The organism is Serratia sp. BNK-17, assembly GCF_048684935.1.
In the GTDB taxonomy this organism is placed as follows: Bacteria; Pseudomonadota; Gammaproteobacteria; order Enterobacterales; family Enterobacteriaceae; genus Serratia; species Serratia nematodiphila.
Map to the genome: position 1 here is coordinate 1,079,924 of NZ_JBLQTR010000001.1, position 20,815 is coordinate 1,100,738.

General features: G+C 47.7%; 20 protein-coding genes and 1 tRNA gene. 9 read left to right on the forward strand and 12 right to left on the reverse strand.

Going from position 1 to position 20,815, the window contains the following annotated elements; translation table 11 throughout:
- The first annotated feature begins 2 nt into the window (after positions 1–2).
- From ACMGF7_RS05280 to ACMGF7_RS05290, 3 genes are read left to right on the forward strand one after another with little or no spacing between them, the layout of a single operon-like run.
- Positions 3–1,334: a hypothetical protein gene (locus ACMGF7_RS05280; protein ID WP_273890197.1), complete on the forward strand. Its 1,332-nt coding sequence runs from the start codon at positions 3–5 to the stop codon at positions 1,332–1,334.
- Between the two features lie 54 nt (positions 1,335–1,388).
- Positions 1,389–2,645 carry a DNA cytosine methyltransferase gene (locus ACMGF7_RS05285; RefSeq protein ID WP_075686784.1) on the forward strand — a complete coding sequence of 419 codons (1,257 nt, stop codon included), beginning with the start codon at positions 1,389–1,391 and terminating at the stop codon, positions 2,643–2,645.
- Positions 2,645–3,118 (forward strand): very short patch repair endonuclease, encoded by a 474-nt coding sequence (locus tag ACMGF7_RS05290; protein WP_075686786.1) that lies wholly within the window; start codon positions 2,645–2,647, stop codon positions 3,116–3,118. Before ACMGF7_RS05285 ends, ACMGF7_RS05290 begins: the two co-directional genes overlap by 1 nt.
- Before the next feature lie 694 nt (positions 3,119–3,812).
- On the opposite strand, the gene ACMGF7_RS05295 is transcribed toward ACMGF7_RS05290, so the two are convergent.
- The 7 genes from ACMGF7_RS05295 to ACMGF7_RS05325 all read right to left on the reverse strand — a co-directional run bounded on the left by ACMGF7_RS05295 (position 3,813) and on the right by ACMGF7_RS05325 (position 10,163).
- Positions 3,813–4,283: a lipoprotein gene (locus ACMGF7_RS05295; protein ID WP_420286377.1), complete on the reverse strand. Its 471-nt coding sequence runs from the start codon at positions 4,281–4,283 to the stop codon at positions 3,813–3,815.
- 95 nt (positions 4,284–4,378) lie between these two features.
- Positions 4,379–4,759, reverse strand: a complete 381-nt coding sequence (locus ACMGF7_RS05300; protein ID WP_273890487.1) for a putative T6SS immunity periplasmic lipoprotein — start codon at positions 4,757–4,759, stop codon at positions 4,379–4,381.
- Positions 4,756–5,280 carry a type IV secretion protein Rhs gene (locus ACMGF7_RS05305; RefSeq protein WP_075686820.1) on the reverse strand — a complete coding sequence of 175 codons (525 nt, stop codon included), beginning with the start codon at positions 5,278–5,280 and terminating at the stop codon, positions 4,756–4,758. The genes ACMGF7_RS05300 and ACMGF7_RS05305 overlap by 4 nt, the downstream gene beginning before the upstream one ends.
- Positions 5,281–5,618: 338 nt before the next feature.
- On the reverse strand, positions 5,619–7,337 hold the full coding sequence (locus ACMGF7_RS05310; protein WP_420286378.1) for an ATP-binding protein: 1,719 nt from the start codon (positions 7,335–7,337) through the stop codon (positions 5,619–5,621).
- 2 nt (positions 7,338–7,339) lie between these two features.
- Complete coding sequence (locus tag ACMGF7_RS05315; protein ID WP_420286379.1) at positions 7,340–8,632, reverse strand: SIR2 family protein; 1,293 nt, start codon at positions 8,630–8,632, stop codon at positions 7,340–7,342.
- Between the two features lie 554 nt (positions 8,633–9,186).
- Positions 9,187–9,441: an ogr/Delta-like zinc finger family protein gene (locus tag ACMGF7_RS05320; RefSeq protein ID WP_072269777.1), complete on the reverse strand. Its 255-nt coding sequence runs from the start codon at positions 9,439–9,441 to the stop codon at positions 9,187–9,189.
- Positions 9,438–10,163 (reverse strand): NAD-dependent aldehyde dehydrogenase, encoded by a 726-nt coding sequence (locus ACMGF7_RS05325; protein ID WP_420286380.1) that lies wholly within the window; start codon positions 10,161–10,163, stop codon positions 9,438–9,440. Before ACMGF7_RS05325 ends, ACMGF7_RS05320 begins: the two co-directional genes overlap by 4 nt.
- 545 nt (positions 10,164–10,708) lie before the next feature.
- Between ACMGF7_RS05325 and ACMGF7_RS05330 the strand changes: the two genes are divergently transcribed.
- From ACMGF7_RS05330 to ACMGF7_RS05355, 6 genes are read left to right on the forward strand one after another with little or no spacing between them, the layout of a single operon-like run.
- Positions 10,709–10,969 (forward strand): helix-turn-helix transcriptional regulator, encoded by a 261-nt coding sequence (locus tag ACMGF7_RS05330; RefSeq protein WP_060428555.1) that lies wholly within the window; start codon positions 10,709–10,711, stop codon positions 10,967–10,969.
- Positions 10,966–11,211, forward strand: coding sequence for a hypothetical protein (locus ACMGF7_RS05335; RefSeq protein WP_060428553.1), 246 nt, complete (start codon positions 10,966–10,968; stop codon positions 11,209–11,211). The genes ACMGF7_RS05330 and ACMGF7_RS05335 overlap by 4 nt, the downstream gene beginning before the upstream one ends.
- Before the next feature lie 5 nt (positions 11,212–11,216).
- On the forward strand, positions 11,217–11,762 hold the full coding sequence (locus ACMGF7_RS05340) for a host cell division inhibitor Icd-like protein (RefSeq protein ID WP_420286381.1): 546 nt from the start codon (positions 11,217–11,219) through the stop codon (positions 11,760–11,762).
- Positions 11,759–12,022: a hypothetical protein gene (locus ACMGF7_RS05345; RefSeq protein ID WP_037432034.1), complete on the forward strand. Its 264-nt coding sequence runs from the start codon at positions 11,759–11,761 to the stop codon at positions 12,020–12,022. The genes ACMGF7_RS05340 and ACMGF7_RS05345 overlap by 4 nt, the downstream gene beginning before the upstream one ends.
- On the forward strand, positions 12,019–12,357 hold the full coding sequence (locus ACMGF7_RS05350) for a DUF5375 family protein (protein WP_207978036.1): 339 nt from the start codon (positions 12,019–12,021) through the stop codon (positions 12,355–12,357). The genes ACMGF7_RS05345 and ACMGF7_RS05350 overlap by 4 nt, the downstream gene beginning before the upstream one ends.
- Before the next feature lie 12 nt (positions 12,358–12,369).
- Complete coding sequence (locus ACMGF7_RS05355) at positions 12,370–14,703, forward strand: primase-helicase zinc-binding domain-containing protein (RefSeq protein ID WP_420286382.1); 2,334 nt, start codon at positions 12,370–12,372, stop codon at positions 14,701–14,703.
- Positions 14,704–15,093: 390 nt separating this feature from the next.
- Here ACMGF7_RS05355 and ACMGF7_RS05360 read toward each other — a convergent pair whose 3' ends face one another.
- The 5 genes from ACMGF7_RS05360 to lptF form a co-directional block, all read right to left on the reverse strand.
- Entirely contained in the window at positions 15,094–16,359 is a 1,266-nt protein-coding gene (locus ACMGF7_RS05360; RefSeq protein WP_241168118.1) for a tyrosine-type recombinase/integrase, read from the reverse strand.
- A 165-nt stretch (positions 16,360–16,524) separates the two neighbouring features.
- Positions 16,525–16,609, reverse strand: a tRNA-Leu gene (locus ACMGF7_RS05365).
- A gap of 1,086 nt (positions 16,610–17,695) precedes the next feature.
- Positions 17,696–18,412: a LuxR family transcriptional regulator gene (locus tag ACMGF7_RS05370; RefSeq protein ID WP_273890343.1), complete on the reverse strand. Its 717-nt coding sequence runs from the start codon at positions 18,410–18,412 to the stop codon at positions 17,696–17,698.
- Between the two features lie 134 nt (positions 18,413–18,546).
- Complete coding sequence (gene lptG / locus ACMGF7_RS05375; RefSeq protein WP_004933350.1) at positions 18,547–19,617, reverse strand: LPS export ABC transporter permease LptG; 1,071 nt, start codon at positions 19,615–19,617, stop codon at positions 18,547–18,549.
- Entirely contained in the window at positions 19,617–20,711 is a 1,095-nt protein-coding gene (lptF, locus tag ACMGF7_RS05380) for an LPS export ABC transporter permease LptF (protein ID WP_004933351.1), read from the reverse strand. The genes lptG and lptF overlap by 1 nt, the downstream gene beginning before the upstream one ends.
- Between the last annotated feature and the right edge of the window lie 104 nt (positions 20,712–20,815).

Sequence of the window (20,815 nt, forward strand, 5' to 3'; positions counted from 1 at the left end):
ACATGTTACCTAGAGCAAAAGTAATTATAGTTGATGACAATGAAGATGAGTTAAAAAAACTCGCCGAAGCATTCCATTATTCAGGAATTCCTTGTCTTCCTTTGCAATACGAATCTCGAGACAGGGTAAAAAGATATGGTATAGAAAAAAGCACAGATATTCGTTGGTTATTTATCGATTTACATTTGGAACCAGACAGTGGTTCTGATACAGCACAGCTTGTGGGGCCAATAAAAGAAGTCATTAGTCATTTAATAAAGGGTGGAATATACTCTTTGGTGTTTTGGTCAAAACATACTGATAAAGTAAATGCAGTAATAGAAAGAATAAAAAGAGATGAGGATTTATCAAATAACATACCTGCGCCTCTCAATTATGCATGTATAGATAAAAATGATTTTATCGATGATGCTATGAGATTGAAAGAAAAACTAAAAGATACATTGCTAGATAACAAGCTTGTTAGTTCAATGTTACGTTGGGAAAATGCAGTAGCCAATGCATCATCCAATATATTGACAAAAGTCCATCAACTCGCAGGAAATAATACACAGTGGGATATGGAAAGCAAAAATGAAAATATAAAGCATATTATAAGCCTCTTAGCCCATGAAGCATCTGGCTATAAAGTAGCAAGAGAAAATGCAAATATCAGTTTAAACAAAGGATTATTTAGCCTGGTCGAAGATGATTACTCTAACCTTACAAAGAAGGATATTTGGTCAGATTTTGAATTTTCCTCAAATGGACAACTGAGGAAAGTGCCATCTGATACCAAGGTAAAATTAAACACATATATCTTAACAGAGGAAATATCGCTTAATAAAAACGGTGATGCATTATATGAAAAGGGTGTTATTAGCTTCTTTGACAGAAAAAATGAAAATATAAAATCACTTTTAGGAAGTGTTGATTTAGATACAATTATTAGAGAGGAGTTTACGGTAGTAACACAAAAGGTAAAATTAAGTGATGTCATATTAGGTGTTATTGAAATAAGCCCTGACTGTGATCATGCCAATAAGAAAATAAAAATGCACCGTTTTATTTTGACAGCACTAGTTCCAACTGAATTATTTACTGATGAATGCTGGGTTGCAATTAACAAAAGTCAGCATGAAGGGGTATTTAAGGAAATACCGGACATCCTATACAAAGATAAAAAATACAAAGTTTTCTTATCCTTTAAGTATATTATATCCATTCCATCGTTAGATGAGAATAAGTCCATGTTCGGCCTTGAAGCATTAAGGTTGAAAGATGATATATTGATAAAAATAAGAACAGAGATGGCACGTTATATTTCAAGACCAGGATATACTGCCATCCACTAGAACATTTCTTTCCCATGTGTTAAAATGTAGAGACATGATATATTAGGATTTTTTATGGATAAGTCTCTACATTTTCTCGATCTTTTTGCTGGAGCAGGTGGTTTGTCTGAGGGATTTATTCGCGCAGGGTTTACGCCAGTAGCACACGTGGAATCAAACAGAGCCGCTTGTTTTACGCTAAGAACCAGAGCTGCGTACCACTGGCTCAAAAAAGAATCGAAACTAGATATTTATGATAGTTATCTGCGAGGGACTATTTCTCGTGAACAATTATATAAAGAAGTGCCATTTGAAATAATCGACTCAGTTATTAACGAAGAGATAAAAAGCGAATCACTTGATGATATCTTCATACAAGTAGACAATTCAATCAAGCAAAAAAGAATAGACATTATTATTGGAGGGCCGCCATGTCAAGCTTATTCATTGGTAGGGCGTTCTCGCTCTAAAAATAAAATGATTGGCGACCAAAGAAATTATCTTTTCACTTACTATGCAAATTTTTTAGAGCGCTACCAGCCAAGTTATTTTGTTTTCGAAAATGTTATAGGTTTGCTTTCGGCTAAAGATGAGAGTGGCAAACTTTATTTTGATATAATGCGAAAGTTATTTCTCTCAGCTGGTTATCAAACAGAATATAAAATACTATCTACTAATGAATATGGAATTCCTCAAGCAAGGAAAAGAGTAATACTTGTAGGAAAAAAAGGAAATGAATTGGGGTTTTATCCTGAACCAGATAAATCCTCCATTAACTTAACTGTAAATGATATTTTTTCAGACTTACCTGAAATATTATCAGGCCATGGTGAACTTATTCAACGAAAACATAAAAAGCCACATTCATTCTTGGTCGAAAATCAGTTATGTGACTCAAATAATTATATTACATGGCATACAGCTCGTCCTCATACTCAGCAAGACTTGGAAATATATAGAATAGCTGTAAAAAAATGGAATGATGGTCATCAAAGGATTGACTATAACTCTCTACCAGCACGTTTAAAAACTCACCGTCAACGCGAATCTTTTTTGGATAGATTCAAGGTCGTAGCCGGGGATTTAAATTACTCCCACACGATAGTGGCACATATTGCTAAAGATGGCCATTACTATATACACCCTGATTTAAATCAGAACCGCTCCTTAACACCGAGAGAAGCGGCTCGTTTGCAAACATTTCCTGATAGTTACTATTTTGAGAGTGTTTCGGGAAAACCAAGCAGAACTGCAGCATATCTACAGATTGGAAATGCGGTGCCTGTATTACTGGCAGAGAAATTAGCTCATAAAATAAAAACGAGTTGGTAATGGATGTTCACTCCAAAAAACAGAGAGCTATAAATATGAGGGCGATCCGCTCTCATGATACCACTCCGGAGAATATTATATCAAACGTTTTATTTTCACTAGAAATAAATTACACTACAAAAAACAACCTTATTTATGGAAAACCTGATTTCTTATGCCCTGATTACAGGGCAGCAATCTTTGTGCATGGCTGTTTTTGGCATCGACATTTATGCTATATGTTCAAATGGCCAAAAACAAGACCTAGTTTTTGGAAAGAGAAGCTGACTAGGAATGCAATAAGGGATAATCATGTCATTAATAATTTGAGCAAAGAGGGCTACAAAATTATGATTATTTGGGAGTGCTCACTAAAAGGACGAATGAAGATTTCCACACCAATTATTAAAGCCTGCATAGAAGAATGGTTGTGTGCTGGGAATTGTAATTGTGAAATATCATCACTGGGTATAAATGAATTACTCAAGAAATAGACTAAAAATAGAAAATTATTAGCAATGTGGCTGTCATATAAATAGAGTCAATTATATAAGCACAAGATCACAGGTTATGAGGAACGGAAAAAAATAGTTAACGCTCAATGGCAGTAAATTTATTCACGCTATTACTATTATTGGTAAAATAATATACTTGGAGCCAGGTAGCGAAAAATCAGGTTTTATAATCATGAAGGTGGTTTCACTATTTCTCATCAGCAAGGCTGGTTTCAGCATAAATTTCCCCTTTATTTTCCGTATAGTGAAACGGATTCGATATGAATTCAGCGGGGTTCTAACCATAACACTATATCCTTTATCAGGAATAAAATTAAACTCCTTGATACTAGTAGCACACTTATTGACTCAAAAAAAATCTGGGCTATAGACATATAATTTTTCGTAAGCATAGCCACCACAGCCTTGTTCCTGATGGTGATGTTCAGCATGGACTTTTTATTATATCACTCTCATTAAATAATACGCAAAATTTCCCGTCTACGATCTTACTTTGTACTTGATACATATTGAACATATCATCTATTGAGCGGCCCGAGATAAAAATAAAAAAGAAAAAATAAATACTCACACATAGTGTCTAACTGTATACAGTTTATATTATTTCCAGAGTAAAAAATAAAATCCATTATCAGTGCGATGATCTATTTCGTTATCAAATTAAAACCTAATTCTATTTCAACACAACTTCTTCACCCCGCTTCCACACGATAAACCTGGCTTCATAGGGATGCAAAGGCGTACTGACAATAACACTGCGTCCTTCTCCAAGGATAAAGTCATACTCACCAATGCCGGGAACACACTTCCCCGGTTCCAATGCAACAGGCGTGTTTTCATATGACTTTTCATAGACATAATTATCATTTCCATATTTCCATATTTCCATATTTCCATATTTCCATATTCCCATATTCCCATATTCCCATATTCCCATATTCCCATATTCCCATATTCCCATATTCCCATATTTCCATATAGCTACTTTCAGAATGGACTCTTCTCTTTCCATGTCATTCTTATCGAAAAAAACGCAGATCTTGCTGCCGACGGCCGTTGCTTTTGCCGGGCGTAAATTGACTTTATTCCCCATAGGACATCCAGAGACAAAAAGAGGAATAAAGAGCAAGAGGGATTTTTTCATAGTGGCAGCCCTGCGCTTGCAGTTACCGGTTGAATTCCTATAGAATTAATAAATTATTCTCATGACAATAATTAGCTAAAACATATCGTTAAACTCTAATCAGGCTTCAGCATAATGCTTTCACCTTTCTTCATCACAACAAAACTGGTTCGATATGAATTCAGCGGTGTTTTTACCAACACGGTGTATCCTACACCAGCGATAAAATTAAACTCACCGATACCCGGAACACACTTGTTGGCCTCCAGCGTTATCGGGCTATAAGCATATGATTTTTCGTATACGTAGTCATCCTCCCCCTGTTTCCAGATGGCAATATTCAGTATAGATTCGTTTTTTACGATATCCCTCTCATTAAAAAAGACGCAGACTTTACCGTCTACGATCTTACTTTGTACTTGATAGAGGTTAAACCTGTCACCCGTTGGGCAACCCGAGATAAAAAGAGGAAGAAGAAGCAATAAATATTTTCTCATAGCGGCAGCCCTGCGCTTCTGATGATGGGTTGAAATTGTGACAATGTCCGTCTGTCCACTATCCCGATGAGTTTCCTGTTTGGCAAGCGGAAGAAGGTATTCTCCCCATATCTCTTGAGAATGAAATAGTCCGCAATTATCGATGCTTGCTGTTCCATGCTGTAGTAGCGCAGCAAAGGTTGATCAAGCCGATATTGATAACTTACCGCCCAACTGAGAAGCCCACGGGTGCGTACCCACATGCCCTTCTGGTGCTGCCAAACGTGTGCCATCTCATGAATAAAAAGATGCTGCGCTTCAGGATCCTGGTTCGCATAATCTCTTTCATAGAGTGATCTGCGAAAGTACAACTCCCCATTCGGGCTCATCGCCGTGTACTGATTCTGTAGCCCAAACGGCAGGTAGCTGTCGCAGTGAACCAATACGGTCTGATAGAAAATGGTGCTGCCAAACACCGAACGCGCCAGATTGACTTCGCCCGGCGTTAACGCCCGCGTGATTCCTTCCTGTTGTGGCTCCATCCTGGAACTCCTTGATCCGAAAGAGTTCAATGAAACGCCATTTTAGCCTTTAAGGTCAATCAGATAGGCCTTAGGAAAGCATCAGGAAGATCCGGTTTTTACGGGGATGAGAAATGCGTCAATACAGAGTGAAAATAGGCAGGTAGTGGTGGCGGGCAGATTCCAGGCACAAAAAAACCACCTTTCGGTGGCTTCTTGTTCGCGCGGTACTTAATGGTGCGAAGGCCGGACTCGAAAAATACATCTAATACATTGAATTTTAAAAATTAAATAAAAACAAATAAATCAAAGACCCCCAATTTGACCCCTTCAATTTTTCGTTATATTCACGCAGCGAATTACTTCTTCCAAATTTTCTGGAAACTAGGAGAGTCAGATTCAGGCGGATATATAGGCCTCCCAATTTGTATGGTCATGGGAATAGGGAAATCTACCCCAACAAGTGCTACTTCCCCCTGTTTCAAGCTAGGTAAAAATGCCGCCGCTGATTTATCAATTTCGCCACAAGCTCTTTCAACGACTTCTCGATCCCTGTCATTGGTTAATCTATGTACTAAAAGCGTGCCTATTTGGCTTAAAACACCCTCAGTAATATCTCTTGGCCGCTGTGTTGTAAGACAAATATTTAGACCGTATTTCCTACCTTCTTTAGCGATCATTTCGAATGCATCTAACTTTATTGAATGATCTTCAGCGCCGACTCTCTTTCCTAAAAAATTATGAGCCTCATCGACAATAACAAGTAGTGGTTTATCCCTAAACGTTTCGGCTCTAGCCAGCATTAGCAACTTTCTTCCTATTACATTAGCTAATATTTCTCTGGCATAAAACTCATAGCTAATATCACTTAAACATATCCGTAAAACTCTTTTATTTCCTTTTAAAAAATCTTCCAATATTACGCCCAAACTGCTTAGAGCATCAGAGCCATGAAAAACTGATTTTAAAGAGTTTGAATAAGTCACAGCCTGAATTCTGGTCAGTAGCGAAGAACAGTAGCCTAGATCCGCCGTTGGGCTTCCCCATGAGTCTTGTTCATCCCAGCAACACTCTTGAATTATTTGATGTGTTAATTTTGTGACATCGAATGGTTGAGATGGATTATCAACCAATTTAGAATTACCCCCTGTATTCATTGCTCTACGATAATCTACCTTCGATCTTTTTACTTTCATCAAAACACCGTTAGTTGCAATTGTTGGATCTAATGCTACTAAACGTAAACTTTTAATTGCCTCCTTTAGTTTCGGGCCTTGCACCTTTCCAGACGGGTCGAACATGGCAATGAAATCTGACTCCATAAAGTCCGTTGGTGGTATTCTGAATTCAGTAGAGTCTTTATGTAAATTCAAAGGTGTTCCGAGATGATAGTGAACAACATGATCGGAATCAAATGATCTATACTCGCTAGTAGCATCTACTATAATTACTTTCGCACCATTATATTGTGAGCATTCCTCTATAATTTTTGATGTAGTCCAGCTTTTGCCACCCCCTGTTGCTCCCAAAACTGCACAATGCCTACCAAACAATTTCTCGGGAGTCACACGGATATAGCTATCAGAACCTCCAGAAACAGCACCTAAATTAATTGTAACCCTGTCAACATCACTGTCACTCACTCCTTTATTTATAAGTTCAGGAATTAATGAGACAAACTCTAAAGGTGCTGAGAAAACGCGATCACCCAATCTGGGATATGATTTTATCCCAGATTCTACTTTTAAATCAGATGTATTAATTGAGCCAAGAAGTTGAATATAACCTATTGCGTCAACTTTATATTTCCCTTGAGAGTCTTCAGATACTTCATTCCTATCCCTTTCTGGTAATTTAACTTCAATCAATCGGCCAAGAATAATTGACTGCTGTCCCTCGATTAATAATATCTCTCCAACCTCACCCTTTCCATAGCGCCCTCCTGACATATAGCTTCCACTTATTTCACCCGCATGAGTAAGATTAATTTTTACGCCCTGAGCAGAAACAGAAGATACTACACCTACCTTTAACTCATTCCGCAAGACACCTACAGTCGAAAAGTCTTGATTGGACATAATTACTCACCTCCAACTTGCTTTATTACTTTTGCAAGCTGATCTGCTGGAGTCAGCGCCCTCAGGTTAGGAATTAAACTAACGAAGTCTTTAAAAGATGCGTTCAAAAAATAAATATCATATCCATCACTTGATAATTTCTTAAGTAAGCCCCAGTATTTACTGGAGCCATTTCCACCACTATTTTCGATATGAGTAGCACATTTGTAATCAGCTATGATTAGCTTCATGCTGGGATTCGATTTTATAGCTGAATATATTGGTTCAGAAAGATGGTCATCATTAAAACCGAAACCAGAAATCACTAAACAGCTGTTTTTCTTCCTCAATGAGTCTAAAAATCTAGATAATAACTCCAAATGCGGCTGGATAAATGCCTGCTGATACTTACCTTTTGCAGGATAAATTAAACATGCTGATGAGGCAGTAGGATTATTATCTTCATATATTTGTCCTTCAACTCTGGTCCAGCTCACAGATCCATGCAGTTTAAATAATTGAAAAACCCCCTCAATAAACTCGTGTTCATTCTCATCCCTTTTTATAACATCATAATTAAAATACTTACCATCAAATCTCCTTTTCCCTGTATACGAAAGTCCATCAACCACCATCATTCCAAGTTCAGAAGCTGAGGATTCAAATGTCATATCGTAGTTGGTAGTAAATACCTTCAATCGAGGATCTCTTACCCTCCTCCTTGCCATTTTCTGTAATAACATTTTGTAAGATGTCAAATCGCTATTCTCTGAGCTAATAAACGATTGACACTTATCTAATATGATAGATTTAACTTCATTTAAAAAACCAGAAACCTCTTCATCCTCATGGAAAGATAAGTATGCATCACATTGCGATAAAAAATGCTCAATATTAGGGTATTCTTTTTCTAAATATCTTACCTTTTCACATACACTAATAGCGACTGGCTTTAAAATAAAGTTCTCACCTGCTGCATCGGGGTCTTCCCACATTGCACTCTTCCACAAATCCCACATACTTGGCCCACCAACTTCTCCCAAGGATGTCCCACTGCCAGCAAAAAAAGAAAGATTAGGAAATTGTAAAGATCGCAACAAGACATCATTAAAGAAACTCCTATTCACCTTAACAACTTCAATGTCTGACTCTTCCATTTCCCTTACAGGCACGGTATTAGGATCAACGCCAGCCAACTCGAGCCCAATATTATTCTTTCGATCCCGCCAAAAAACAAATGAAGCATTATTTAAAGGTATCCACTCGTCACTTCCGGGTTTTAAAAATGCAATATGCCCATCTGGATTAGTCGTCATTCCCATTATTCCTTTTTGTTACTAAATTTAAAATCATACCCTCTTTATTTTATTATACAGAAAATAGGTGGAACTGTAGTGATCAGTTCCACAACAGTAACGTGACCTATCAACCATTTGAAAGCATGATTTTTATCATAAGCTAGCGCATTGGCCACTTTACTACAGTCTGATTGATACATCACCCAAGGTCACGTTCAGTGCCTTCCTACAACACTATACCCCCCTACTAAATTAACTCGTAATAATAAACATCGCAGCGCCATGCTGATGCACTAGGTGAAAAATCGCTAAAACCTCTGCGTGCGCAATACTCCCTCGCCTACGCGCTCTGACTTTATCATGCACATTTCATGCATGACTCAGAGGCCCTGTAAGCCCTTGTGGCGCGGGGTTTCGGCTCTTTTGATAGGCTGGGGATTAATGCAAAATCATGCACCCTATGCATGCACGCGTGGTTTGAGGCAGGCTAGCCAGAAAAAAGGCTGTTTTCGGGCTTAGGGGAACGGTAAAGCCCCCGCAGCAAAATCAGCATTGCAGCGGGGCCTGCTCAATCAATGAAGGGTTTGGTTTCGGCTATAACGGCGGTAACGATTTAATGTCCTTTTTTCCGGCGGTGGTAAATCATCAACGGTCACCGTTTCCGCTTGAATGGGCTGACATAAAATCTTATCGACGCTCTCCACCGTTTTAAATGTGCAGGAACACACGATGTTCTGGCACTGGTAATAGGCTTCTTTCGTCCGCTCCGTGATATAGCGACTGGTACGAGTATAGGACGCATGAGTGCACAGCGGGCAGCGCATCATGATTTGGCCCCTTTCTGCTGCAAGCGTTGACGTTTTTCCTTCAGTTCTGAGATAACCTGCATACGCTTGGCAGGACTTCTTTGCAGTTCCGGCAATGCGCCCGTTTCTTCCGGTATCGTCAGGCCAATCTCATTAAGCACCGGGTGGTCGATATTTTGCTGTGCCATGGCAACGTGAATGCGGCCTTGTAGCGCGCCCAGTACCTGTTGCTCAATCATTCTCATCGGATTGTCCGCATAGACGCCGTAAGCCCGTGAAGCCAGTGCACAAGCCTTGATAACGTCAGAGCTGATAAGCGCCTTGCTCAGCGCATCCACCGCCTGATGCATCGCGTGAGCTGCAAAGGTCGTGAGGGCGTCTTTGTGCGCGCTCACCACCTTCGGGGCTGTACCGCCGCAGCTGAGGTGAAGCTGCATTTTGTCCAGCTCCATCTCCTCAATCAGGCCGTCGAACTCTTTCGCCAGCTCCCGCTTGGAAATCCGACTGTGGTGCTGCGCTTGCAGTTCCGGCGTCATTTCTCCGCGCAGTTTGCGAAACAGGGTGCGCCACTGGCTTTCTGCCTCCTGGCTCTGCACTTCGGTGTCTTTCTTCTGTTGGTGGCAGCGGGCAATGCCTGTCACGACGTCGGTCAACGCCTGATAGTTTTTGTCGTGGGCGGCGCGAGCGTCACGCAGGGCTTGCAGTTTATCGGTGATGTATTTCGGTAAGGTGGTGGTGCTCATGGGGTTATCTCCGGTGTCAGTCAATGTGAGGCTATTCTGCTGACCGCCGTACAACATCGCCATTCATCCCAGTTGGACTGTCCGCAGGACAACAGTCTCGAAAAATGACGATAAAACCATCAAAGCGCTTTTAGTTTTATATAAAACTATTCACAACTGTTCACTCTAATAAAAAACATAGATAAATCAGTTAATAAAGCAGTGAATAGTTTCACTAAAACTCGTCACCCAGTGTTCACTACTGTTCACTTTTCTAAAAAAGACCTTTTCTCTGGCTAGCCGTGGTTAGATTTATTTTTGATGTTCCTGTCTATTTATAAATCGATTATTGATTGCTGAAAGCTATGAATTAAAAGTGAGGAAGGGTGAGGAGCGGTGGGCTAATGCAACTTAGTGCAATTCGTTGTTTTTACGTGCAATTCCTTAGCCCATCACACAACATCCCCTTGTTGCCACCCCGCAAAATATTCTCATAATAGGGCGCTACCAGACGAACCCACACAACGCCGGTGAAATCCCACCGGGTATAAACGAGGTAGCATTCCATGTTTGCAGTTGCCACACAGACCCCTTCCACATTCCCGACCGTCCCGGTCGATTACATGCCCCGTGAGCGTTTCATTCGCCTGCCCGAAGTGCTTTACACCACCGGGCTGTCACGCTCTACCGTCTACGAAATGATGACCCGCAAGCAGTTCCCGGCCCAAGTTTCCCTTGGCGGTAAAACCGTCGCGTGGCTCGAATCAGAAGTCGAAAGCTGGATGGCTGAACGTATCGCCAACCGTCATCAGGGGGCCGCAGCATGATGCGGTTAACCTTTGGTCGCCAGCACTTTACCCTGAGCGACAACGACGCACTGTTTGTGGCAGAAGCCATCCTGTTGCAACGCAAACAGCCGGATATTGTCTTACCGGAGCACCGCAGCGAAAAACACGGCGTTATTCGTCTGGCGAGTCGCCAGGCTGAGCCGCGTCTGTTCAGTGCCGGGCCAGTACCGCTGACCTGCGCCGCCGCTGAGACCCGCAACGACCAGCTTACAGACTGTTGATCACTATGCGATCGATTGAACGTCCGGGGGCGTCTTACGGCTTGCCCCCGCGTCCGGCACTACGCTATAGTTCCTCCGCTGTCGCACAATCGGCAGCCGGGCGTGGAAACCCGTGTAACTCAATGGCGACATCACACGCGCCTAGCGTGTTTTTTTATGTCGCGGCCTTAGCGCGCTCATTTTTTGCACAGTGGTTTTTATGCTACTGTGGCTGTCAAACAATGGTGGCTCAGGCGGGGCTGACTTCGGTCAGGCCGGTATCCATTGAGGCCGGTATTTCCACCCCCGTCTGGGCTACCACCCATAAGCGTGGAAACTTCGGTGGTAGCAATAACCATTACTCAATGGAGGCTGCCACCATGGCTACGACCCTCACCCCGACTCACCCTACATTCTGCTTTCTGTTTGCGGCCATTCGCCGTACAGCCCTGACGGCAACCCCGTGCATGCTGCGCACCGTGGCAGATTCCGAGCACAGCGCCCGCCGCCTGCTGGCGCGCGACTACATTTTGTCATTTGCGGGCCGTCTGCCTGTACAGGGGGTGGCATGAATACGCTGGCCGCCCGTTTCCACAGTGAAACCTTCTATCCTATTCCGCATGCTGATTTCCTGCGTCTTCAGCACGCGCATTCTACCGGCGTGCTGTTCCTCGACATGCTGGATACCCTTGAATCGACCGGTCAGCGCCCGGACGCCGCTCAAAAAGCCGCCTTTGCGTCTGTCATAGCGGTACTCACTGACCAGCTTGGACAGGTCGTCAAAACCTGTGACTCCCACATCATCGCCAGCATGGAGGCTTCCGCCGCATGAACACCCCACAGTCTTGTTTACCCGTTGAAGTCCGTACCGCCGTTTACCGCCGCGCATTGGCCCATGCCTATCTCGAGACGTGCGCGTTTTACCGGGTGAACCCCGGCTACACGCTGGATGAACTGCAAATGGCGATTGCGATGGACATTGAAGGCTACTTTGTCCGCCAGCATGGCGCAGAGGTGGGCATGGACATGGCCTGCACCATGCTCAGTGACATGGTGCAGCCGGATATTCTGGTGGCGCCGCCGCGACTGACGACACTCGGCCAAAAGATGATGGATGAACTGTGCTGTGGCCGGATGGCCGTCACCTGTAACACCACCGTGCACTGAGGGGGCAAAGCAATGACCGTATTAAGCGTTTCTCACACCTCACGTGCAGCGACCGGCCACTGGCCGGTCTTGCTCCCCGCGCTGGGCATTCACATTCAGGCAGGGGGGCGGGCGCAGCCCTGTCCGGTCTGCGGCGGCAAAGACCGCTTTCGCTTTGATAACCTGCAGGGGCGCGGCACATGGTTTTGCAACCAGTGCGGCGGTGGCGATGGCCTGAATTTGGTCGAAAAAGCACTGGCCGTGACCACCAAAGAGGCCGCCGTAAAGGTGGCCGGGGTATTGGGTGAGCCATCAGGCAACACCTTGCCCGAATACAATCCCCAGCAGGAACAGCAGGACAAAGCGCAGGCGCGAAATAACGCGGCGCAGCAGGCCAGACAGCTACTTGCCAGCGCCCGGCAACAGGCCGGGAATAGCTATCTGACCGCCAAGGGCTGGCCGGATAGCGACACCCTGACATTACAGGAGCCGTCGCTGCGCGTGGGCGGTATCACTTATCAGCCCGGCGACTTGCTGCTCCCCCTGACTGACAGCGCCGGGGAGGTGGTTAACGTCCAGTTAATCAATGCCGCAGGCGACAAGCGCACGCTGGCCGGAGGACAGGTGAAAAACACCTGCCATTTCCTGCCGGGGCAGGATAATGCCGTTATCTGGCTGACCGAGGGTTACGCCACCGGCCTGACCGTGCACCACCTGACCGGGGAAAGCGTCTGCGTTGCGCTCAGCGCCAATAACCTGCCCGCGATGGCGCAGCAGTTGCGCACTCAGTATCCTGATGCGCTGTTGTTGCTGGCGGCCGACAATGACGAGAACGGCACCGGGCAGACCCGTGCCGCCGAGGCCGCGCAACTGAGCGGCGGTAAACCGGCGTTGCCGTCAAAAACCGGCGACTGGAACGATATTTACCAGCAACAAGGCAAGCTGGCCGCGCTTGCGCAGTTGACGGCCTTCAGCCAGCCTATGCAACCCAGCCCGTTTGATACGCTTAGCGATGCCGACCTGAAAGCCATGAGCGCCAGTGAAAAGGCCGAATTGCTGGCGGAGCACTATCAGCACCTGCTGGCCGTGCCACCGGTCGGTGAAGACCTGTGCCGCTATGAAAACGGTGCGTGGCAGGTGTTACCATACCGGGTACTCAGCCGCGAAATCGCCGCGTTGTTCCAGAAAATCCGCGCCCCGTTCTCGGCGGCGGGTATCAACAGCATTCTGGACACACTCAGGCTGATGGTACCGCAAATGGGCACGCCGGCACGTCACCTGATTGGCTTTCGTAACGGGGTATTTGATACCACCACCGGGCAATTCAGCGCACACCAGAAAACGCACTGGCTGCGCACCGTCAACAGCGTGGACTACACGCTGCCCAAGGCCGGGGAAAATCTGGCAGACCACGCCCCTCACTTCTGGCGCTGGCTGACACGCGCCGCCGGACAGCAGCCCGACAAGCAGGCGCGTATTCTTGCCGCGCTATTTATGGTGCTGGCGAACCGCTATGACTGGCAACTGTTCCTTGAGGTCACCGGTCCCGGCGGCAGCGGCAAAAGCGTGATGGCCGCGATAGCCAGTCTGCTGGCGGGGAAAGACAACACCACATCAGCCACCATCGATAACCTCGAGTCGGCACGCGAGCGTGCATTGGTGGTTGGCTTTTCGTTGATTATTCTGCCTGACCAAGAAAGGTGGAGCGGTGACGGGGCAGGCATCAAGGCGATCACCGGTGGCGATGCGGTGGCTATCGATCCGAAACACCGTGCCCCTTACGCGGCGCACATTCCGGCGGTGATTCTGGCGGTGAATAACAACCCGATGCAGTTCAGTGACCGCAGCGGCGGTGTGTCTCGTCGCCGGGTGATCCTGCCGTTCCCGGAGGTGATACCGGCCAGCGAGCGTGACCCGCAGTTGCTGGCAAAAATCACCGGCGAGCTGGCGGTGATCGTGCGCCACCTGATGCAGCGTTTTGCCGTGCCCGATGACGCCCGCACATTGCTCGAAGCGCAACAGAACTCCGATGAAGCGCTGGAGATTAAACGCAGTGCCGATCCGCTGGTCGATTTTTGCGGCTACCTGCTGGCAGTCAATGCGCCTGACGGTCTGTATATCGGCAATGCCAACATTACCCCGGCGAACCCGCGTAAATACCTGTATCACGCGTACCTCTCTTACATGGAGGCCCGGGGACACAAGTACCCATTGAATCTGACCGCGTTTGGACGTGCGGTGCCGCAAACCCTGCGTGAGTACGAAATAGCGCTGTTAAAACGCAAGACCAATCAGGGGATGCAGACCAACCTGATATTGAATGAAGACTGTGAAGCCGACTGGCTCCCTAAGTGTGAAATGCGCTGAGCGAATGGCATCACGATCGTTTCTGCCGATCAATAGGCTTTTATTGATCTGCCGAACCCATTGGACGCTGTTGTGTGGGGGCGCTTATAGTCGAGCGGTACAAACCGCATACACCCAACACCGGGGAACCCCGTAGCGGTGACTACTCAGGCCTGCATTGCAGGCCTTTTCGTTGCCTGAAATCGCTCCCTTCTGCTCACCCGCAGTACAATAAGTCCCCGGCTCAGGCCGGTATTTTGCATTTATAGGGCTGACTGTTCACTGTGAGTGACCAGTCAGGGCAAACTCATCACCAACTAATCACAGGTTAATTTGTTGTTTTTAAACAACTAAAACCAAAAGTGAACAGTGTGACCAGTTTTTCTATAAATCTTTTTTTTCTGTCTCAGCTTACCGAGGTTGTTTTGTCATTTTTGCAAACTCATACGGTGTGATGTAACGCTCACTGTTCATATCCAAATAATCAGCCCACCATTGCACCATCAACCGGCGTTCTTCCATATGCTCGGCTTTGTGAATATATGCTGCCCTCACGCCGTTGCGTTCTTGGTGGCTCATCTGGCGTTCAACCGCATCCCTCGACCATAGACCTGATTCGACCAGCGCGCTGCATGCCATAGCCCTAAAACCATGGCCGCATACTTCAGTTTGAGTATCATAACCAATAGAGCGTAGCGCCTTGTTTACCGTATTCTCGCTCATTGGTTTATGTGGATGGTGATCCCCGGGAAAAACTAGATCATTGCCTGCTGAAAGTTCGTGTATTTGTTCAAGCAATTGGATCGCTTGTTTGGATAGTGGCACGAGGTGAATAGTCCGCATCTTTGATCCTCGGTGCGAATGCTTAACCCCCTCGATAGCTTCACGCTCAGCTGGAATTGTCCAAAGTGCCTTTTTAAAATCGATCTCTCCCCAACGAGCAAAACGTAATTCACTGGAACGAATGAAAATACTGAGTGTTAACCTAACCGCTAGTCCGGTCAGCATTCTGCCTTTGTGAGTATCAAGGCGCTGAAGGAATTCAGGGAGACGCTCAAGCGGTAAAGCTGGCCGATGTATGGCCTTACGGGTTGTAATCGCTCCTGCTAAATCTTGGGCAGGATTACGAGGAATAAGCCCACTTTGCACCGCAAAACGCATAATGCCGGTAATTCGCTGCTGCAACCGGGAGGCGACATCCAAACGACCACTTAACTCAACCTCTCTCAGAGGGACTAAGAGGTCTCTGGTTTCAAGGTCAGCAATATTACGCTTTCCAATCACCGGGAAAATATTCCTCTCTAAATCCCGCATCACTCGCAAAGCGTGGCCTTCAGACCAACGCTTATTCATCGCATGCCAGTCACGGGCAACCTTTTCAAAGGTCAAGGTTTCAGCTAATGCCTCGACCTTACCTTGTTCTCTCTGAGCGCTAGGGTTAATCCCATCGGCAAGTAGTGCTCTTGCTTCGTCACGTTTTTCACGTGCTTTCGCCAGTGTCACAATCGGGTAAGCGCCAAAAGCGATCCGGCTCTCTTTGCCTTCATATCGAAATTTGAGGTACCAGCGCTTTGAACCGTTTGGTTTGACTAAAAGATATAAACCGTGGGAGTCAGTGATTTTGTATTCTTTGTCGCGAGGCTTTGCTGTGCGGGCTGCTACGTCTGTTATTGCCATAAATTGGGGGTCAAACCTTTATCGAACCGAGCTGACCCCCATTGTGACCCCCAAAAGATCTGGATGTCAACGGATGTGCTCGGACGGATTCAGACCAAAAAAAAAGCCTTTCGGCTTTAATTTTAGTAACTTACGGACTGTTACGGACGTTCTCGAACATACTAATGGTGCCGAAGGCCGGACTCGAACCGGCACGTATCTCTACGGTTGATTTTGAATCAACTGCGTCTACCGATTTCGCCACTTCGGCACTGAAGTAGTATGCGGAAAACGGGTGAATTATACCTTCCCGCGACCAGCACGCAACACTTATCCGTTGTTCAATGAGTTAAGTGTCGAAAAAACCGCCGCCACGCGCGTTTGCCCGCCCCGTCTTCCCGCTGCGCGCCCTTCCCAACCACGTTGATGATGAGCATGCTACATCCACAGGCTGTTGCAACGAGCATCTGGGGGTGAGGCACACCACGCTCACACGATGCCGTCCGATGCCAGGCTCCAGCGGCGTTGCGCAGAGCAATGATGGCTCCTGTGCCGTACGTCATTCATTCCCACGAGCCAGAACCGCTCACCGCGTTAGCGGGATACATTCAGGAACCCGCCACGCGGAAGGTAGCACCTGCCTTCCCCATCCCCACTGTCTCACTCAGCCCCTATCAAAAATAAAATAATCCCCAGCGGCAATGACAATGCTGCAAATAATTGCATAACAATGTGTCAGCCAATAAAGAATGAGGTTGCGTAACATTCCAGGAACAATATTTTTTCATTACTGAATATCAGGCAGGAAATAAAAAATCGAAACGGGGCTATAAAAAGACAGAGGTTATTCACGTTGGATTGGCTTTATCTGAAATCACCAGAAAATAGCGTACATACATAACAAAATGGCTAGTTTATGCCTAAAAACCAGCTGAGATCGCTTGCCTCTGCGGAGTTAATAGCTTTAAGATGGTGCAAGAAAATTTTCCCTGGTGTTGGCCAATATTGGCAACCTGGCCCTACGCGGTCAGGTTTTTTTTTGTATTTTTTATCAAAACATTACCGGGAAAGTGTATCGCCTTAAGGGGTGGGAAACTAGTTAGACTAAAGTACAGTCCCTTACTAGACCTTTATAAGTTCATGCAGGTTATTATTTCACATCGCAGAGATCGGAGCCGATACGCTATTGCAGCCTTCACGTTAATCGCCACGCGGCCAACTCAATACCGATTTAACACCCGTATTTCCCGAATCGAAAGACGCTGTTCGCCAGCCGATATTTTCTCCATTTAGACGTATCCCGGCTGATGAGTTCTGCGCAGTCGTTGCCTCAGTATTCCACAGGCTAGCTAGCCCATCACTCCACCGGTTTGATCAGCCGCAGCTCCATCCCCAGGCGCACGGCATGTCGGGCATTCGTGACCCCCAGCTTTTTGACGACGTTGGACATATGAAACTTGATGGTGCCGGTCTTGATGCCCAGGATCATCGCCGTTTCCTGGTAGGTTTTACCCACGCTGGCCCAATAGAGGATCTCGTTTTCCCTGTCGGTAAAGCGGGCGTTTCTCTCTAGGGCTGCGGCGTTTTTTGCTGACAGTGGTGACAGCGCCAGATAGGACTCATGGATTGAGGCCAGCAATACCGAAATGTCGCCTTTACGTTCGGTGAGCGCCTGGATGGCTTCCGCTCTTTGCTCAAGGTTGAAGGCAAAGGAAAGCGTGACGAGGTTATCGTTGTAATCGTGCAGCACGAAAGTATAGCCGTGCGTTACGCCAAACTCGCGGGCCTGTTCGAACAGTTCGGGAAAATGCAGCCCTCCGTCCGCCATGATTTGCTCGTCCCAGGCGAAGGGGGTCAGGCGGTTACGGGCGGTAAGCACCACCGGATCAATGTACTGCAATCCCTGCTCTTGATACTTTTTTACCCATTCACTCGGGTAGTTGGTGACGCCAAAGATGCAGGCAATGTCTTTTTTGGATAACACCACATACGCCCACAGGAGATTGCCCAACTCCCCTAGTGCCACTTCCAGGCGCTTGCCGATAATGTTGCTGAGATTATATTCGTCTTCCATTGGCTGCCTGCTCCCTCTCCTGCATTGCTGCTGAAGTGACTATAGCACGACAAAAACCGCAGGCGGGGGCATGCCACCCCAACAAAAAAGGCGCGGCCCCGCGGCCACGCCTTTCTTCACTACCGCTCGCCCCGCTACTTGCGTTTGAGCAGCATATACACGCTGATCAGCAGGAACAGCATGCTCGGCAACAACGCGCCCAGCACCGGCGGCATGCTGTACACCAGGCTCAGCGGGCCGAAAATCTGATCCAGCACGTAGAACAGGAAGCCGAAGCTGATGCCGGTCACCACGCGGATGCCCATCGGCACGCTGCGCAGCGGGCCGAAGATGAACGACAGCGCCATCAGCATCATCACCGCCACCGACAGCGGCGAGAAGATTTTGCTCCACATGTTGAGCTGGTAACGGCTGGCTTCCTGGCCGCTCTGCTTCAGGTACTTCACGTAGTTGTGCAGCCCGCTGATGGAGAGCGAATCCGGATCCAGCGCCACCACGCCCAGCTTGTCCGGGGTCAGGTTGGTTTTCCATTCGCCGGTCAGCGTCTGGGTGCCGGTCACCTGTTTCGGGTTGGTCAGATCCGAGGTGTCCACCTGTGAAAGCTGCCACAGGCCGTTCTCGAAGCTGGCGGTAGCCGCATAGCGCACCGTCTCCAGGCGACGCTGGTCGTTGAAGTGGTAGATGTTCACGCCGGAGAGTTCTTTATCGCCGGAGACGCGCTCGATGTAGATGAAGTCGTTGCCGTCCTTCGCCCACAGCCCGCTCTTGGTGGAGAGCAGCGAACCGCCGTACATCTGCTGGGCGCGGTAGTTGCGCGCCATCTGCTCGCCCTGCGGCGCCACCCACTCGCCGATCGCCATGGTCAGCAGCACCAGCGGAATGGCGGTTTTCATCACCGAGCCGGCGATCTGCAGGCGGGTGAAGCCGGAAGCCTGCATCACCACCAGTTCGCTGCGCGTCGCCAGTTGGCCCAGGCCGAGCAGCGCGCCGAGCAGCGCCGCCATCGGGAAGAAGATCTCGATGTCTTTCGGCACGCTCAGCAGGGTATACATGCCGGCGCTCAGCGCGGTGTATTCGCCCTGGCCGACCTTGCGCAGCTGATCGACGAACTTGATGATGCCGGACAGCGACACCAGCATGAACAGCGTCATGATGATGGTGTTGAAAATCGTTTTACCGATATACCGGTCTAATACGCCAAACATCAGGCCGCTCCTCTCAGGCGTGCGCGCAGCTTACGCATCGGCACGGTATCCCACAGGTTCAGCGCCAGCGCGATCGCGAAGTAAACGCCGTTAACCAGCCACAGCCACAGCATCGGATCCAGCTTGCCCTTGCCGGCGTTGGAGCGCAGCGAGGTCTGCAGCAGGAAGAAGATCAGATACAGCAGGATGGCCGGCAGCATGCTCAGCACGCGGCCCTGGCGCGGGTTCACCACGCTGAGCGGCACCACCAGCAGCGCCATCAGCGCCACCGAGACCACCAGCGTCAGGCGCCAGTGGAACTCGGCGCGTGCGTCCGGATCGTCGGATTCCCACAGCGTCTGCATCGACATCTGTTCGGATTCGGTGTTGTCCGCCGCCACGGTGCGGTGGCCAATCACCGCCTTGTAGTCGGTGAAGTCGGTAATGCGGAAGTCGCGCAGCAGCGCGGTGCCTTCAAAACGCGTGCCCTTGTCGAGCGTCACCACCTGCGAGCCGTCTTTCTGCTGCACGATGTTGCCGTGCTCGGCCACCACCACCGACGGGCGTTGGTTGCCGTTCGGCCGCAGCTGCGCCAGGAACACGTCGTTGAAGGTGCTGCCCTTCACGTTGCCGATAAACAGCACCGCGTTGCCGTCTTGCGAGGGCTTGAACTGCCCTTCCGCCAGCCCGGCGATGCTCGGGTTGGCCTTGGCTTCGTTCACCACCACGTCCTGATAGCGTGAGGCCCAGGGACCGGCCCAAAACACGTTCACCGCCGCGACCGCAGAGGTGAACAGCGCCAGGATCATGGCGGCAATAATCAGGGTGCGTTTGCCCAGCCCGCAGGCGTGCATGACGGTGATTTCGCTCTCGGTATACAACCGCCCAAGCGTCATCAGCAAGCCGAGAAACAGGCTCAAAGGCAGGATGAGCTGCGCCATCTTCGGCACGCCCAGAGCGAGCAGAGAGAGTACTAAGTTTGTCGGGATATTGCCGTCCACCGCGTCGCCCAACACCCTGACCAGGTTCTGACAAAAGAAGATCAGAAGCAGGATGAACAGGATGGCGATTTGGCTCTTGAGCGTTTCCCGTACCAGATATCTTATGATGATCACGCTTATTACGCCTGTGAAAACTTGTCTTTTTGCAGGAAAATCGATAATTTCATCGCTAATCCGCCATTTATTCTCATCATATGGCAACCTTCACAGCTAAAATA